Below are 15630 nucleotides of genomic sequence, written 5' to 3' on the forward strand. Positions count from 1 at the left end.
AGGCCCGGACTGTCGCCAGTCCGGGCCTCGTGCCTTGTCAGCGGGTCCCAGGGGATCCGCCAGAGGTTGCGCTTAGGCGGCGACCACCTTGTTGGCCGGCTGGGTACGACGACCCAGGGCACCACCGATGGCACCGACGATGCCACCGATCACCAGGCTGATCAGCAGGACCCAGCTGGCCTGGGAGACCTTGCGGGCAGCCACGTCAGCCGCTTCGCGGGCCTTCTGCTCGGCCTGGGCCTTGAGCTCCTGGTACTTGGCATAGGCCTGCTGGTAGGTCTGCTGGGCCTTGTCGACGATGGCATTGGCCTCGGCGTCGCTCTTGCCGGTGCGGGCCTTGATCAGGTTCACCAGAGCCTGACGGTCAGCGGCGTTCCAGGCCTGGTCGCCACGCTGCTTCAGACGATCCAGCAGGGCACCCAGCTGGTCATCGGTCTGCTGCGGATTGTTGGCGCTGTTCTGGGCAGTGTTCTTGGCATCCTGTTCGGCGCCCTGAGCCTGCTGCTGCAGATTCTCCGGCTGCAGCTCGGTCTTGCCGGTCTGGCGCAGCGCGGTTTCCAGTTCGTTCTGCAGATCACCCAGGTCGAGCTGGATGCCCTGCTGACGCAGTTGGTCCTGAACCTGGTTGGTCAGGGCCGGTGCCGCCTGGGACAGGCCGCTGCCGACCATCGACAGGCCACTGCCCGCCACGTTCAGACCGGTACGCACCACGCCGCTCACGGCACTGGACACCAGATAGACGCTGACCAGGGTCACGCTGGCCCAGACCAGGATGCCGTGCAGGGCGCCTTCGCGCTGCGCCAGGCGACCGGCGATCCAGGCGCCGACGAAGACCGAGACCACGGCGCTGACGCCGACCCAGATACCGGTGCCCTTGCCCAGGCCGGACAGCGGATTGGCTTCCTGTTGCGGATCGATGGAAGCCGAGCCGATGGCGGTGCCGAGCAGGCTCAGCAGCAGCGAAACGGTCAGGGCGATGACCACGCCGGCGATGATCGAACTCCAGGAAATGCGCTTCAGCAGAGGCGCGGTGGCGGTGGCCGTGGTGGCTGCATAGGCTGGGGTGTGACGGGCGTCATAGGACATGGCAAGTGCTCCGGGTGGTTATGGGAAGAACTTATTGTGGTAACGGATTGATACCGTCACGCTTTCGGAAGTTCCAAGACCCTTGTTCCAGAGCCCTCAGAGGTCGTAGGACCTCAGTTGTCCGCTATCCGAGCAGGATGTCGGCCAGCAGCTTCACATTGAGCACCACGATCAGCCCGGCGATCGCCCAGGCCAGCACCTGCGTGACCCGACCGATCACGAAGCTGCCCATCAGCTGGCGGTCCGAGACGAAGCGTACCAGCGGGATCACCGCGAAGGGCAGTTGCATGGACAGCACCACTTGGCTCAGCACCAGCAGCTTGGCCGTACCGCTCTCGCCATAGAGGCCGGTCACCACCACCACCGGGATCACGGCGATGCCCCGGGTGATCAGCCGCCGCGCCCAGTCGGGAATGCGCAGCGACAGGAAGCCCTCCATGACGATCTGGCCGGCCAGGGTCGCGGTGACGGTGGAGTTGATGCCCGACGCCAGCAGCGCCACCGCGAACAGCAGCGAGGCGATGCCGACGCCCAGCATCGGCGACAGCAGGTGGTAGGCGTCCTGGATCTCGGCCACGTCGGTGCGCCCGGCGCTGTGGAACACCGCCGCGGCGGTGATCAGGATGGCGGCGTTGACGAACAGCGCCAGCATCAGCGCCAGGGTACTGTCGGCCACCGCCCAGCGCAGGCCCATTCGCCGCCCGGCCTCGGTGCGCGGATAGGCGCGGGTCTGCACGATGGACGAATGCAGATAGAGGTTATGGGGCATCACGGTGGCACCGATGATGCCGATGGCCAGGTACAGCGCGGCCGGATTGGTGACGATCTCCGCCTTGGGCAGGAAGCCGTCGGCAATCGCCGCCAGTGACGGCTGGGCCAGCACCATCTGCACGCCGAAGCAGACGAAGATCAGCGTCAGCAGGGCGATGACGAAGGCTTCCAGCCAGCGAAAGCCGCGATTCATCAGCAACAGGATGAGAAAGACGTCCAGCGCCGTGAGGATGGCGCCCCACATCAGCGGGATGCCGAACAGCAGATTCAGCGCGATGGCGGTGCCGATCACCTCGGCCAGGTCGCAGGCGATGATGGCGATCTCGCAGGCGATCCACAACAGCAGGCTCACCGGCCGCGAATAGCGCGCGCGGCAGGCCTGGGCCAGGTCCAGCCCGGTGGCGATGCCCAGGCGTGCGGCCAGGGCCTGCAGCAGGATGGCCATGAGATTGGAGAGCAGGATCACCGACAGCAGCAGGTAGCCGAATTGCGAGCCACCGGCCAGGTCCGTGGCCCAGTTGCCCGGATCCATGTAGCCCACCGAGACCATGTAGCCGGGGCCGATAAAGGCCAGCAGCCGGCGCAGCCAGCTGCCGCCTTCGGGCACCGGCACGCTGGCATTCATCCGCCCCAGGCTGGGCCGGGCGGACGGCGCAGGCTCCTGCCAGGCAGGCTCGACGTAGCTGGCGGACTCTTTCATGGCGGACTCGTGCGGCAAGGTAGGACTACCCTTTGGAGAATTTAGCCTAGGCTAAAATTCACACATCCAGCAATAAAAAATCTCTATCTCATCCGTCGATAACGCCCATTGGCGAAGGAATCTTTGGTATTCGCTCGCAACTCGGTCAAAATGGCGCCCGCACGCGTCCTCTCGACGCGCCTCAGGTCTTTGCGTAGAAGGTCATTCAGGTGGGCAACATGACAAAGGACGACGAACTGCTGAATCGGTTGGTCGATCCATCCATTCATATGGAAGGTTTTCAACAGGTCCGCGAAGCCCATCGTCAGGAGCTGATCGAAGACTATGTCGAGCTCATTTCCGACCTCATCCGGGACGGCGGTGAAGCCCGTCAGGTGGATATCGCCGCGCGCATCGGCGTCGCCCAGCCGACCGTGGCCAAGATGCTCAAGCGCCTGGCCGCCGCCGGCCTGATCGTGCAGCGTCCCTATCGCGGCGTCTTCCTCACCCCCGAAGGCGAAGCCCTGGCCGAAGCCAGTCGCGCGCGCCACCACGTGGTGGAGACCTTCCTACTGACCCTGGGCGTGGACGCCGATACCGCACGGCGCGATGCCGAGGGCATGGAGCACCATGTCAGCGAGGCCACCCTGGCCGTCTTCCGCCGTTTCATCGCCAGCCGTCAGGCCTGACGCCTGCGGCTTTAGTCGAAAGTCGCTCAGCTTCCCTTAAGAAAATCCCGGCACCGTCGAAGTAGTGGAAGTCATACTTTCACTCCTCTCGGTGCCCTGCCATGTTCAATCGCCCCCTCAAGACCGAACTCGCCCAACTGCGTGCCGAAGTCGCCGAATTGCGTCAGTTGCACGCGGGCTTCGAAAGCCAGGCGCTCAGTCTTACCGTGGATGACCGTGGCAACATCGAGAAGGTCAACGAGCGCTTCTGCCGCGAGATGGGCTATCGCGCCGAGAACGTGGTGAGGCGTCCGCTGGATGCCTTCATTCCCGAATACGTCAAACAACTGCCCTGCTATCGCGATCTCAAGAGCGCGCTCAGCCAGGGCCAGCAGACCAGCGGCATGTATCGCCTGCTGCGGGCCAACGGCCAGGAAGCCTGGCTCTATGCCACCTGGCAGCCGCTGCGTGACGCCGATGGCTGCATCCACAAGACCATCTGCTACGGCAACGACCGTACCGAACAGGTGGAGACCTCCACCGAGCACTCCGGCCTGATCAACGCCCTGCTGAGATCCACCGCGGTCATCGAATTCAACCTGGCCGGCGAGGTGCTCACCGCCAACGACCGCTTCCTGCAGGGCATGGGCTATTCGCTCAAGCAGATCCAGGGCAAGCACCACCGCATGTTCTGCACCAGCGAAGAGAGTCACTCCGCCGACTACCAGGCATTCTGGGCACGGCTGAATCGCGGCGAATTCATCGCCAGCCGCTTCAAGCGCATCGACAGCCACGGTCGCACCGTCTGGCTGGAAGCCTCCTACAACCCGGTGCTCAACACCCGTGGCGAGCTGTACAAGGTGGTGAAATTCGCCACCGTCATCACCGCCCAGGTGGAACAGGAACAGGCGGTGGCTGAAGCCGCCAAGGTCGCCTTCGACATCTCCCAGCAGACCGATGAAAGCGCCCGTGAAGGCGCCGAGGTGGTGCAGGACACCGTCGCGGTGATGCGCAAGATCGCCGAGGAATTGCAGGTCGCGTCCAACGGCATCGAGGCCCTGGGCGAGCAGTCGCTGGTGATCAGCACCATCGTCAAGACCATCAGCGGGATCGCCGAACAGACCAACCTGCTGGCACTCAACGCCGCCATCGAGGCGGCACGGGCCGGCGAACAGGGCCGCGGTTTCGCCGTGGTGGCCGACGAGGTACGCCAACTGGCCGGCCGCACCAGCAAGGCCACCGAGGAGATCGTCGGGGTGGTGCAGCAGAACCAGCAACTGGCGCAGACCGCCGTGGCCAACATGGCGGCGAGCAAGCACCAGGCGGAACAGGGCCTGCAACTGGCCAACGCCGCGGGCACCCGCATCACCGAGATCCAGGACGGGGCCCAGCGTGTGGTCGGGGCGGTGGGGCAGTTCGCCCGCCGCCTGAACTAGCCCACGGACCGGCGCCCGCCTCAGGCCGGCGCCGGACGCCGCCACCCGAGCAGCCCCAGCGCCGCCAGGGTTACCCCCAGGCTGACCAGCAGGCACAGCCCGAGCAGGCCACGGTCACCCCAGCTCTCCCGTGCCAGGGCATAGCACCAGGGCGCGGCCGCCGAGAGCAGGAAGCTCGGCGCCAGCAGCTTGCCGGTCAGGCGCGCATAGAGCGCCCGATCGAACAACTCCAGCGGCAGGCTGGCCCGCAGCACCGCCACCAGGCCGTTGAGGGCGCCATAGAGAAAGACGAAGCCGGCGGTGAGACCGAGATGGCCTTCGCTCGCCAGCGCCAGGGCGAAACTCAGCGGCAGGCCGAGGCCCAGCACCAGATTGAGCTGACGCGCCGAAAGCCGCTGGCCGGAAGCCAGTTCCGCCAGCCGCGCGCAGACCTGGCCGATCCCCCACAGCGCCGCTACCCCCACCGGCACCCCGCGTTCGGCCAGCAGCGCCGGTAGATGGGCCGACAGCCCCGCCGACAGAAAGCCGATCAACGCCATCCCGGTGGCGAACAGCACGCCGGCCAGGCGCGGCGAGCCGCCCCCTGCCGCGGGCGGCAATTCGGCACCGGGCAAGCGCCCACGCACATTGGGCAGCGGCAAGAGCAGCAGCACGCCGGCCAGGGCGATGCTGGCATAGACCACCAGCCCCAGGCGCCAGCCCAGCACCTCCAGCAGCCAGTGCCCCAGCGGCCAGAACACCGCCGAGGCCAGCCCGCCGAGCAGGGTGATGCGCACCATCACCGCCCGCGAGCGCTCGCCGGCCAGGCGCGCCAGGGTGGCGAAGGCGGCGTCGTACAGCGACAGGCGCATGCCCACGCCCAGGGTCACCCAGGCCAGGTAGAACAGCGGCGCCGACTGGGCCGCCGCCAGGCCCAGGCAACCCAGGGCATCGAGCACCAGGCCGAGTTGCAGGGTGCGACAGCCGCCCAGGCGTTCGATCACCGCGCCGCTGAAGGGCGAGACCAGCCCCATGGTCAGCATCGCCAGGGAAAAGCCGCCATAGACCCAGCGCGCGTCCCAGCCCAGTCCCGCGGCCATCGCCGGGCCGTAGACACCCGGCAGATAGAAGGCCAGCCCCCAGGCCAGCAACTGCATCAGCCCCAGCTGCCAGATGGCGCGATCGCTCGGCATCGGCGTCATCAGCGCGTACCCGGGGTCCGCTCGCCCTCAGCCAGGCTACGTTGCATGAGGACCGTATCCACCCAGCGCCCATGCTTGAAACCCACCGCCTCGAAGGTGCCAACGGTGCGAAACCCCAGGCGCTGGTGCAGGGCGATGGAGCCCTGGTTGGCGCTGTCACCGATCACCGCCACCAACTGGCGAAAGCCCGCCGCCGTGCAGGCCGCGACGATCTCTTCCAACAGCCGCCGGCCGATACCCTGGCCACCCAGGCCGTCGCGCACATACACCGAGTCTTCCGCGGTATGGCGATAGGCCGGTCGCGGGCGATAGAGCACCGCATAGGCATAGCCCACCACCGCGCCGTCCCGTTCGGCCACCCGGTAAGGCAGCCCGGCCTGGCGCACCGCTGCCAGCCGGCGCTCCAGCTCGGCCAGGTCCGGCGGCTCCAGCTCGAAACTGGCGCAGCTGCGCAGCACGTGTTCAGCATAGATGGCCTGGATGGCCGGCAGATCGGCGGGGGTGGCATCGCGCAACTGCAGAGCGGTGTTCACGGGAGAGGTCCATTCGCGAGGTCGATGAAGCGATCATGCCGGGACGGCCAGCCAAAGATAAAGCTATGCTTGGTTATCACCGGTATAAGCGAAACCTTGGCATGGCCGACCTTAATCTCACCCAGCTGCAGACCTTCGTCCAGGTCGTCGCCACCGGCAGCTTTTCCGCTGCGGCCGATCGCCTGGGGCTGAGCCAGCCGGCGGTCAGCCTGCAGATCCGCCAGCTGGAACGGCGCCTGGGTCTCAAGCTGCTGGAGCGCCTGGGACGGGGACTCAAGCCCACCGCCGCGGGCAGTCTGCTGCTTGACCACGCCGAACAGATCCAGACGGCGGTGGACCAGGCCCTGCAGGCCCTGGCCAGCCATGGCGAGACGGTCAGCGGTCGGGTCGCCATCGGCACCGGCGCCACCGCCTGCATCCATCTCCTGCCGCCGCTGCTGGGCCAGTTGCGCCAGCGCTTTCCCCAGCTGGATGTGCGGGTCAGCACCGGCAACACCCTGGACGTCTTGCGGGCAGTGGAAGACAACCGCCTCGACCTGGGCCTGGTCACCCTGCCCGCCAGTGGCCGCAACCTGCAGGTGGAGCCGCTGCTGGAGGATGCCTTCGTCGCCCTGCTGCCGCCTGCCAGTCCGTTACCGACAGGTGCGCTAGCCCCGGCGGAACTGGCCGAGGCGCCGCTGCTGGCCTTCGAGACCGGCAGCAGCACCCGGTTGCTGATCGACGACTGGTTCCGCCGCGCCGGCCAGGCCAGCCGGCCAGTGATGGAGCTGGGCAGCATCGAGGCGCTCAAGGAACTGGTGGCCGCCGGCCTCGGCTACAGCCTGGTGCCCGGCATCGCCGTGGCCACCGAGCACCATCGCCACGGTCTGAGGGTCCAGCCGCTGGCGCCGCCCCTGACCCGCACCCTGGCCCTGGTGCTGCGCCGCGACAAACCCCTGAGCCGCCCGCTGCAGCAGGTGCTGGAAGCGCTCCGGCGGTTGCGTCGCTGAGCAGGGCTCGACCAGGCGGCCGCCACGGCTTATGATTCGATAATTCAACGATCATTGAATTATCGAATCATGCAGGAAGAACTCGCCGTATCCGCCCTCGCCGCCCTGGCCCATGCCCAGCGCCTGAGGGTCTTCCGCGCCCTGGTGGTCGCCGGCACGGCCGGCCTCATGCCCAGCCAGTTGGCCGACCAGCTCGAGGTGGCTCGCAGCAACCTCTCCTTCCACCTCAAGGAACTGGCCAATGCCGGTCTAGTCACGGTGGAGTCCCAGGGACGCAACCTGATCTATCGGGCGGCCTACGCGCACATGAATGCGCTGCTCGGCTATCTGACCGAGCACTGTTGCGCCGGCGGCGACTGCGTGGTCAGCGAATCGCCGCGCTGTGCCTGCTGATCCGCTGACCCGCACCCATCCACCGATCATCCGACCAGGCCCGCCATGCACAGTCCCCACGCCTGCCCACCGGCAGCACCCGCCATGAACACCTTCGAGCGTTACCTCAGCCTCTGGGTGGCGCTCTGCATCGTCGCCGGCATCGCCCTCGGCCAGCTGGCACCGGGCCTGTTCCGCTTCATCGGCCGGATCGAGCTGGCCCAGGTCAATCTTCCGGTCGGCCTGCTGATCTGGATCATGATCGTGCCGATGCTGCTCAAGGTGGATTTCAGCGCCCTCGGTCAGGTCCGCCAGCACTGGCGCGGGATCGGCGTCACCCTGTTCGTCAACTGGGCGGTCAAGCCCTTCTCCATGGCGCTGCTCGCCTGGCTGTTCATTCGGGAGCTCTTCGCGCCCTGGCTGCCGACCGAGCAGCTGGATAGCTACATCGCCGGACTCATCCTGCTGGCGGCGGCGCCCTGCACGGCCATGGTCTTCGTCTGGAGTCGACTCACCCAGGGCGATCCGCTGTTCACCCTGTCCCAGGTCGCACTGAACGACACCCTCATGGTGTTCGCCTTCGCGCCTATCGTCGGTCTGTTGCTGGGCCTGTCATCGATCGCGGTGCCCTGGGCCACCCTGCTGCTTTCGGTGATCCTCTACCTGGTGCTGCCGGTGATCCTCGCCCAGCTCTGGCGGCGCACGCTGCTGCGCCAGGGCCAGGCCGCCTTCGACAGCACCCTGGCCCGCCTGGGGCCCTTCTCGATGGGTGCCCTGCTGGCCACCCTGGTGCTGCTGTTCGCCTTCCAGGGCGAGGCGATCCTGGCGCAGCCGCTGGTGATCGCCCTGCTGGCCGTGCCCATCCTGATCCAGGTGCTGTTCAATTCGGCCCTGGCCTACTGGCTCAATCGCCTGGTGGGCGAGAGCCACAGCGTCGCCTGTCCGTCGGCGCTGATCGGCGCCAGCAACTTCTTCGAACTGGCGGTGGCCGCCGCCATCAGCCTGTTCGGCTTCCACTCGGGCGCCGCCCTGGCTACCGTGGTGGGGGTCCTTATCGAGGTACCGCTGATGCTGCTGGTCGTGCGCCTGGTGAACGGCTCGCGCGGCTGGTACGAACGCGGCGCCCTTTCCTCCCGTCGAGATCGCCCATGAACGACGCCGTCACGATCTACCACAACCCCGCCTGCGGCACCTCGCGCAACGTGCTGGGCCTGATTCGCAACAGCGGCGTCGAGCCGACGGTCATCCACTACCTGGAGACACCGCCCAACCAGGCGCAGCTGGAGCGGCTGATCGCCGACCTGGGCATGCCGGTACGGGAGCTGCTGCGCCAGCAGGGTACGCCCTACGCCGAGTTGGGCCTGGACGATCCGCGGCTGGATGACGCGGCCCTGATCGCCGCCATGCTCCAGCACCCTATCCTGATCAATCGGCCCATCGTGGTGACCGCCTTGGGTACGCGGCTCTGCCGCCCCTCGGAACGGGTGCTGGAGATCCTGCCCGAGCCGCAGCGCGGACCCTTCGTCAAGGAAGACGGCGAGGTGGTGGCTCCTTCTGCGACGCCGCGCGGCTGATCGGGCCGCCATGCGCGACATCGCCCGCGATAAGGACAGCGCCTGGCAGGTCTTCATGATCTTTCTGCGCCTGGGCTGCACCAGCTTTGGCGGGCCCATCGCCCACCTGGGCTATTTCCGCCAGGCCTTCGTCACCCGCCGCCAATGGCTGGATGAAGCCGCCTATGCCGAGCTGGTCGCGCTCTGCCAGCTGCTGCCCGGTCCGACCAGCAGCCAGGTCGGCATGGCCCTAGGACTGGGGCGCGCCGGCGGCTGGGGTCTGCTGGCAGCCTGGCTCGGCTTCACCCTGCCCTCCGCCCTGCTGCTGATCCTGTTCGCCCTGGGCCTTGGCCACTTTCCGGGATTGGCCGACTCGGGCGCGGTGCATGGCCTCAAGGTCTTCGCCGTGGCCGTGGTGGCCCAGGCGGTCTGGAGTATGGGCCGCAGCCTGTGCCCGGATACGCCGCGTCGCGTCCTGGCGCTGGTCGCCGCCGGCCTGGCGCTCTGGCTGCCCGGTTCGGCGGGGCAACTGCTGGGGCTGGGCCTGGCCGCCCTGGTCGGTCGCCTGGCACTGGCGCCGACCGCCACGCCGCCGGCCCTGGTCCTGCGAACCGGACTCTCCCGGCACCTTGGGGTCGTCGCCCTGCTGCTGTTCCTGCTGCCGCTGCTGCTATTGCCCGCCTGGAGCCACCTGGCCGAGGGTGTCTATCGAGCGGGGGCCCTGGTCTTCGGCGGCGGCCATGTGGTGCTGCCGCTGCTGCAGGCGGTGGTGGTGCCCGTCGGCCTGGTCAGCGATGGTCAGGTCATGGCCGGCTACGGCCTGGCCCAGGCGGTGCCCGGACCGCTGTTCACCTTTGCCGCCTACCTGGGTGCCCTGGTGCCCGCCACCCTGCCCGCCTGGCTCAATGGCCTGCTCTGGACCCTGCTGATCTTTCTGCCCGGCGCGCTCATCCTGCTCGCCGCCCTGCCCTTCTGGCAGACCCTGCGCCAGCACCCCGGCTGGCAACGCGCCCTGACCGGACTCAACGCGGGGGTGGTCGGCCTGCTGCTGGCGGCCCTCTACGATCCGGTCTGGACGGGAGGCATCCGCGGCCCGCTGGACGTCGCGCTGGCCGCGCTGGCCCTGGTGCTGCTCCTGAGCACCCGCTGGTCGCCCGTGCTGATCGCGCTATTGGTCGTTCTGGCCGCCTGGTTGTTGAACTTTTAGCGCACTACCGTTTAGCGGCGTGCCACTAGTGGCCCGATGAAATTGCGGCGTGGTTCGCTGTAGCTCCGTGGAAAGCTAGGCACTGTCGGCGTGACGTTCAGCTGTATGAAACGTCTTGCCCTGCGCGAGAACGTGTCCAGCGAGCGCTCGGCCTGACCTGCATTAAGGATGACCGCCATGACCTACAAGAATCCCCTGGACACCACCGCCCCCCTGTTCACCGCTGCCCTTGCCAAGGCGCCCCTGGCCGCCGCGCCCGCCAAGCCGGCCGGCACCTTTGATGGCGTTACCTACTACGCCTTCCAGAGCCAGCCGCGCCTTACCCTGGATATCAATGCCGCGCCCGAATACGTCGGCTTCGCCAAGACCTTCGACGCCAAGGGCCCGCACTATGCGGCCGGCTCGACCCTGAACGAACTGACCCTGACCGGTCATTGGGAAGACCAGATCACCCGCCTCGAAGGCCATACTCGCGGCGCCACCACCAGCGACAGCACCCTGGATTCGAGCATCGCCAAGCTGACCGTCAGCCTCACCGACGTGCCGACCAATCAGTTCAATGAAGGCGACATCATCACCCTGGACAACTTCGATGGCCTGCAGACCTTCGACGGCTCTACTTCCACTGCCGGCCTGTCGATTGACTTCCTGCATGGCTACACCGAAGGCGATGACTACACCTATGCCAGCCAGAGCGCCTTCCTGAAGAGCGTGATCACCGGCAGCGGCAAGGACTCGGTGAGTGTCAGCACCATCGCCGCCGCGGAACTGGATAGCGTCGCCTCCCTCGCCCACTCGCGGGTCAAGGCCATCACCGTCGATACCGGCGCCGGTAGCGATCAGATCAGCGCCCATATCCAGCAGGCTGATGTCACCATCAACGCCGGCGCTGGCAACGATTACGTGGACCTGCTGTTCACCAAAGGCGTGGCCGCCCACAACGCCAACCTGAGCGGCAGCTACGGTCACGGGGCCACCATTACCCTGGGCGAAGGGCCCGATTACCTGAGCCTCGAACCCAGTCTGGTCAACTTCGATGGCAGTAGCAGCGCCGCCGCCAACCGTTCCCTGGCCGCCAACCATGTGACGGTCACCGACTACAACGCGAACGATGACCACATCATCTTCGGCTTCGCGGTGTACGACGAGAAAGCCGTGGTCACCATCCAGGACGCCGCCCTGGCGAAGGCGACCAGCCTGTTCGCCGCGCTCAACACCGTGACCCAGTCCACCACCGGCCTGGTTAATGCCGCCGTCTTCCACTACGGCCAGGACACCTATGTCTTCCGGGACGCAGGCTACGAAGGCCAGGTCGACAACCTGGACTCGCTGATCAAACTGGTAGGCGTTCATAACCTCGATGACGTCGCCAGCACCGTCTCCGCTCGTGAGCGCTATGAGCCGGGCGGCACGCTTGGCTGGGGCTGATCGCCCCTGAATGCCACGGCCGCCCCAACCGGGCGGCTCGCCGGCCGCTTCTGTGAGGTACTCGTGTCTTACCACAAGAGCCGGGCACTCACGGCAGGAACCCAGGGTCTGTCTAGCGATACCCTTCCGAACACGAGGAACGCGCGATGAAGATCCTGATGGTCCTGACCTCCCACGACCAGCTCGGCGACACCGGCAAGAAAACCGGTTTCTGGCTGGAAGAATTCGCTGCCCCCTACTACGTCTTCAAGGATGCCGGTGCCGAGATCACCCTGGCCTCCCCCGCCGGTGGTCAACCGCCGCTGGACCCCAAAAGCGACGCCCCCGACGCCCAGACCGAGTCCACCGAGCGCTTCAAGAACGATCCCGAGGCGCAGCAGGCCCTGGCCAATACCGTCAAGCTCGCCAAGGTAGAGGCCGAGGACTACGACAGCCTCTTCTATCCCGGCGGCCACGGCCCGCTCTGGGACCTCGCCGAATCCCGCGACTCCATTGCCCTGCTCGAAGCCTTCGCCCAGGCCAACAAGCCCTTCGGCCTGGTCTGCCACGCCCCTGGCGTGCTGCGCCACGTCAAGGCCGCCGATGGCACGCCGCTGGTCAAGGGCCGCACCGTCACCGGTTTCACCAACAGCGAAGAAGCCGGCGTGCAACTCACCGACGTGGTGCCCTTCCTGGTGGAGGACGAGCTGAAGAAGCTTGGCGCCCGCTACGAAAAAGGCCCGGACTGGGGCGAGTTCGTAGTGGAGGACGGCAACCTGGTCACCGGCCAGAATCCGGCCAGTTCGGAAGCGGCGGCGGATGCCCTGCTGACCAAGCTGGGCTGAGCAACCCGAACCTGAAAAAGCCCGCCTAATGGCGGGCTTTTCGTTGAGGTCCATCACCACCAACCTGGCCGCTCCTGCGCGGGAGAGCTGAGCACAAGGCTGCGTCCCGTTCCCGACTACTCAGGCGGACCGGCCAGGTGCCCCTGTCTTCATCGCTGAACGACAACTGGAGGTCTACGCCAAGCGTTTGATCGCCGGCAACCGTCGAGGCTGTTCACCAGCGCTCGCCTCGCCTATAACTATGACGATTGGCAATTCGAACAAGATCAAAGTGCCATTAGTCGCCAAGGTTGCAGAAATCCAAGCGCCAGCCGACACCCTCCCATGAGCGCAGCCTTCAACCCTGCTCCGCCCAGGCTGGAAAGGATATCCGTGCAGTTGGTTACCTGGTCGTATTTTCAGAGCATTGCCCGATGAAGAGAATCCTGCTCGGCGTGCGCGTCCTGATGTCCGTGCCCAAGGACAATCCCGGCCTGGTCAAGGCGCAATACCTCGCGCTGTCGCGCCAGCTGCCGATGATGTACTTCATCCTGCTGACCAACACCCTGATGCTGGCCGGCACCCACTACGCCGTCGCGCCACGCTGGCTGGTGCTCTACTGCCCGTTGATCATGACCCTCTTCGGCGTGATCCGGGCGGCCGAATGGTTCCGCACGCGCAATCAGCCACGCAGTCCGGCGCAGATGCTGACGGCCTTGAAGCGCACCAACAGGCTCGCGCCCATCGTGGCCTCGGCCTTCACCGCCTGGGCGCTGGCACTGTTTCCCTATGGCGACAGCTATACCCAGGCGCATGTGGGCTTCTACATGGCGATCACCGTGATCGGCTGCATCTTCTGCATGATGCACCTGCTGCCTGCGGCCCTGGCCACCACCGCCGTGGTCAACACCGCCTTCGTGGTGTTCTTCGCCTCCACCACCATCAGCACCTTCGTGGCCACGGCGATCGACGTCCTGCTGGTGTCCATCGCCATGCTGGTCATCCTCAAGGCGCAATACGGTGACTTCACCCGCCTGGTGAACATGCAGGCGCAAACAGCCAAGCTCAGCGAGGAAAATCTCAAGCTCGCCAATCAGGACAGCCTGACCGGCCTCGCCAACCGCCGGCAGTTCTTTGCCCGCCTCGATAGCCTGCTGGCCGATGCGCGCGCGCAGGGGACCCGCCTGGCCGTGGGCCTGATCGATCTGGACGGCTTCAAGCCGGTCAACGATATCTATGGCCATAGCGTGGGCGACCGGCTGCTCTATCAGGTCGGCCAGCGCCTGAGCGGACGGCTCGACGAGGACGTCCACCTGGCCCGCCTGGGCGGCGACGAATTCAGCCTCATCATCACCCGGGTCTTGAACGACGAGCAGCTGCGGACCTTTGGCGAAAAGGTCTGCGCCAGCCTGCGCGAGCCCTTCCTGCTGGTGGACATGCCCATCCAGATCAGTGGCTCGCTGGGCATCGCGACCTTTCCCGACCAAGCCTTTACCGCCACGGACGTCTATGAACACGCCGACTACGCCCTGTACCAGAGCAAGCGCCACCGCCCCGGCACGGCCTGCCTGTTCAGCACCGCCCATCGCCAGCAACTCAATCGTGAAGGCCTGACCGAACAGGCCCTGCGCCGAGCCGACCTGGAGCGCGAGTTCTACATGGTCTTCCAGCCCATCGTGGACATCCACAGCAAGCAGACGGTGGCCTTCGAGGCCCTGGCGCGCTGGGAAAGCCCGGAGCTGGGCAACGTGCCACCGGGTGATTTCATCGCCACCGCCGAGCGCGTCGGCATGGTCAATCGCCTCACCCTGCCCCTGCTGAGCAAGGCCCTGAACGCGGCCGTGCGCTGGCCCACGGGCATCCGCCTGGCCTTCAACCTCTCCGCCCACGACTGCGGCTCGGAAGAGGCGGCCCAGCAGATCGTCGAACTGATCAAGCACAGCGGCTTCGACCCGGCCTGCCTCGACCTGGAAATCACCGAAACCGCCGCTATCCAGGACCTGCCCCAGACCCAGCGCGCCATCAGCCGCTTTCGCGAACTGGGCTGCGGCATCTCCCTCGACGACTTCGGCACCGGCTATTCCAGCCTCAGCCAGATCCACGCCCTGCCGCTGACCAAACTGAAGGTGGACCGCACCTTCGTCACCGACCTTCACCTCGACCCGGCCAGCTTTAAGATCGTCAAATCCCTGATCGCCCTGTGCCAGGACATGCAGCTGGAATGCATCGTGGAAGGGGTGGAGACCGCTGCGGAACTGGGGGCGCTGAAGAATCTAGGCTGTACTTGGGCCCAGGGCTATCTGTTCGCCAAGCCTATGCGCGCGAGTGATATCAGGGGTTGGTTGGAAGGGGAGCATTTGGCTGAGGTGTTGGCGGTTTGATTCGCAAAGGTATCAGGTGCGACGCGAGCTCTTGTCCAGGCAGCGACCTCTGGTTCAGCCACGCCCGTTCACAACCGTACCCCTCAACACCTTGCTCTGCTTGGGTTACTTAGGCACTCATGCCACTTCATTCAGAATCTTCAAGAAGTTTAGGTTAGGCCGTTGAGCATGGGCTTAACCCTGCAATCCTGAAGCCCCCGGAAAGCCGATAGAGACATACTCGCTTACGCGACACACTTGGCCCGCCGGGCCTAGAACATGAATACCGTGATGTGATCAGCCCATGGCTGCTGGCGACAAGAAGCGGACGTCGACAAGCGACCGCTATCGACCCAAAGCAGCCGTTAGCGTAGGGCGGCTAGCGGCTAGAAGCTGTCATGCCCGAAGTTTACCAAGATGATGACGAGGGCTCGCCCCTTCATTCCCTCAACATCTTCCAAGCTTTCAGCCTTGGTTGAAACGACGAACCTTTGATGTACGTTACTGGATAGCCGCGACCCCAAGGCATGAGCAGTTTCTATCAGATAGCCAATTGCAGCTTAT

General features: G+C 66.0%; 13 protein-coding genes and 2 pseudogenes. 11 read left to right on the top strand and 4 right to left on the bottom strand.

Annotation, left to right across the window (positions count from 1 at the left end):
* Window positions 1-72: 72 nt before the first annotated feature.
* Both QE444_RS19790 and QE444_RS19795 read right to left on the bottom strand, forming a co-directional pair.
* Complete coding sequence (locus QE444_RS19790; RefSeq protein ID WP_133862652.1) at window positions 73-1086, bottom strand: YrzE family protein; 1014 nt, start codon at window positions 1084-1086, stop codon at window positions 73-75.
* 124 nt (window positions 1087-1210) lie between these two features.
* Window positions 1211-2557 carry an Nramp family divalent metal transporter gene (locus QE444_RS19795; protein ID WP_187980046.1) on the bottom strand — a complete coding sequence of 449 codons (1347 nt, stop codon included), beginning with the start codon at window positions 2555-2557 and terminating at the stop codon, window positions 1211-1213.
* 218 nt (window positions 2558-2775) lie between these two features.
* Between QE444_RS19795 and mntR the strand changes: the two genes are divergently transcribed.
* From mntR to QE444_RS23700, 3 genes and pseudogenes are all read left to right on the top strand, one after another.
* On the top strand, window positions 2776-3225 hold the full coding sequence (mntR, locus tag QE444_RS19800; RefSeq protein WP_017640022.1) for a manganese-binding transcriptional regulator MntR: 450 nt from the start codon (window positions 2776-2778) through the stop codon (window positions 3223-3225).
* 101 nt (window positions 3226-3326) lie between these two features.
* Window positions 3327-4103, top strand: a pseudogene (locus QE444_RS23695) (PAS domain-containing protein); the annotation flags it as partial.
* Between the two features lie 99 nt (window positions 4104-4202).
* A pseudogene (locus tag QE444_RS23700) lies at window positions 4203-4640 on the top strand (methyl-accepting chemotaxis protein); the annotation flags it as partial.
* A gap of 20 nt (window positions 4641-4660) precedes the next feature.
* Here QE444_RS23700 and QE444_RS19810 read toward each other — a convergent pair.
* Together QE444_RS19810 and QE444_RS19815 are read right to left on the bottom strand one after the other, a co-directional pair.
* The gene (locus QE444_RS19810; protein WP_309741184.1) at window positions 4661-5821 is read right to left on the bottom strand and encodes an MFS transporter; all 1161 of its coding nucleotides are present in this window, start codon (window positions 5819-5821) and stop codon (window positions 4661-4663) included.
* Complete coding sequence (locus tag QE444_RS19815) at window positions 5821-6354, bottom strand: N-acetyltransferase family protein (protein WP_309741186.1); 534 nt, start codon at window positions 6352-6354, stop codon at window positions 5821-5823. The genes QE444_RS19810 and QE444_RS19815 overlap by 1 nt, the downstream gene beginning before the upstream one ends.
* A gap of 65 nt (window positions 6355-6419) precedes the next feature.
* Between QE444_RS19815 and QE444_RS19820 the strand changes: the two genes are divergently transcribed.
* The 8 genes from QE444_RS19820 to QE444_RS19855 all read left to right on the top strand — a co-directional run bounded on the left by QE444_RS19820 (window position 6420) and on the right by QE444_RS19855 (window position 15087).
* The gene (locus QE444_RS19820) at window positions 6420-7343 is read left to right on the top strand and encodes a LysR family transcriptional regulator (RefSeq protein ID WP_309741189.1); all 924 of its coding nucleotides are present in this window, start codon (window positions 6420-6422) and stop codon (window positions 7341-7343) included.
* Window positions 7344-7412: 69 nt separating this feature from the next.
* On the top strand, window positions 7413-7736 hold the full coding sequence (locus QE444_RS19825) for a helix-turn-helix transcriptional regulator (RefSeq protein ID WP_187980051.1): 324 nt from the start codon (window positions 7413-7415) through the stop codon (window positions 7734-7736).
* A gap of 45 nt (window positions 7737-7781) precedes the next feature.
* Entirely contained in the window at window positions 7782-8867 is a 1086-nt protein-coding gene (arsB, locus tag QE444_RS19830) for an ACR3 family arsenite efflux transporter (protein ID WP_280305965.1), read from the top strand.
* Entirely contained in the window at window positions 8864-9289 is a 426-nt protein-coding gene (arsC, locus tag QE444_RS19835) for an arsenate reductase (glutaredoxin) (RefSeq protein WP_187980052.1), read from the top strand. Before arsB ends, arsC begins: the two co-directional genes overlap by 4 nt.
* Before the next feature lie 10 nt (window positions 9290-9299).
* Window positions 9300-10475, top strand: a complete 1176-nt coding sequence (gene chrA, locus QE444_RS19840) for a chromate efflux transporter (RefSeq protein WP_273861347.1) — start codon at window positions 9300-9302, stop codon at window positions 10473-10475.
* Between the two features lie 177 nt (window positions 10476-10652).
* A complete protein-coding gene (locus tag QE444_RS19845; protein WP_309741199.1) occupies window positions 10653-11903 on the top strand; it encodes a hypothetical protein in 1251 nt (416 codons plus the stop codon).
* Window positions 11904-12049: 146 nt separating this feature from the next.
* Complete coding sequence (locus tag QE444_RS19850; RefSeq protein WP_187980055.1) at window positions 12050-12727, top strand: type 1 glutamine amidotransferase domain-containing protein; 678 nt, start codon at window positions 12050-12052, stop codon at window positions 12725-12727.
* A gap of 413 nt (window positions 12728-13140) precedes the next feature.
* The gene (locus QE444_RS19855) at window positions 13141-15087 is read left to right on the top strand and encodes an EAL domain-containing protein (RefSeq protein ID WP_309741203.1); all 1947 of its coding nucleotides are present in this window, start codon (window positions 13141-13143) and stop codon (window positions 15085-15087) included.
* Window positions 15088-15630: the final 543 nt, after the last annotated feature.

Source organism: Pseudomonas sp. SORGH_AS_0199 (assembly GCF_031453735.1).
Lineage (GTDB): Bacteria > Pseudomonadota > Gammaproteobacteria > Pseudomonadales > Pseudomonadaceae > Chryseomonas > Chryseomonas aestiva.

What these genes read in the sequence shown, in the direction of transcription:
- QE444_RS19845 (WP_309741199.1), top strand. Translation starts at nt 10,653, where the DNA reads ATGACCTACAAGAATCCCCTGGACACCACCGCCCCCCTGTTCACCGCT.
- QE444_RS19855 (WP_309741203.1), top strand. Translation starts at nt 13,141, where the DNA reads ATGAAGAGAATCCTGCTCGGCGTGCGCGTCCTGATGTCCGTGCCCAAG.
- arsC (WP_187980052.1), top strand. Translation starts at nt 8,864, where the DNA reads ATGAACGACGCCGTCACGATCTACCACAACCCCGCCTGCGGCACCTCG.
- chrA (WP_273861347.1), top strand. Translation starts at nt 9,300, where the DNA reads ATGCGCGACATCGCCCGCGATAAGGACAGCGCCTGGCAGGTCTTCATG.
- QE444_RS19820 (WP_309741189.1), top strand. Translation starts at nt 6,420, where the DNA reads ATGCTTGGTTATCACCGGTATAAGCGAAACCTTGGCATGGCCGACCTT.
- QE444_RS19790 (WP_133862652.1), bottom strand. Translation starts at nt 1,086, where the DNA reads ATGTCCTATGACGCCCGTCACACCCCAGCCTATGCAGCCACCACGGCC.
- arsB (WP_280305965.1), top strand. Translation starts at nt 7,782, where the DNA reads ATGCACAGTCCCCACGCCTGCCCACCGGCAGCACCCGCCATGAACACC.
- QE444_RS19810 (WP_309741184.1), bottom strand. Translation starts at nt 5,821, where the DNA reads ATGACGCCGATGCCGAGCGATCGCGCCATCTGGCAGCTGGGGCTGATG.
- QE444_RS19850 (WP_187980055.1), top strand. Translation starts at nt 12,050, where the DNA reads ATGAAGATCCTGATGGTCCTGACCTCCCACGACCAGCTCGGCGACACC.
- QE444_RS19795 (WP_187980046.1), bottom strand. Translation starts at nt 2,557, where the DNA reads ATGAAAGAGTCCGCCAGCTACGTCGAGCCTGCCTGGCAGGAGCCTGCG.
- mntR (WP_017640022.1), top strand. Translation starts at nt 2,776, where the DNA reads ATGACAAAGGACGACGAACTGCTGAATCGGTTGGTCGATCCATCCATT.
- QE444_RS19825 (WP_187980051.1), top strand. Translation starts at nt 7,413, where the DNA reads ATGCAGGAAGAACTCGCCGTATCCGCCCTCGCCGCCCTGGCCCATGCC.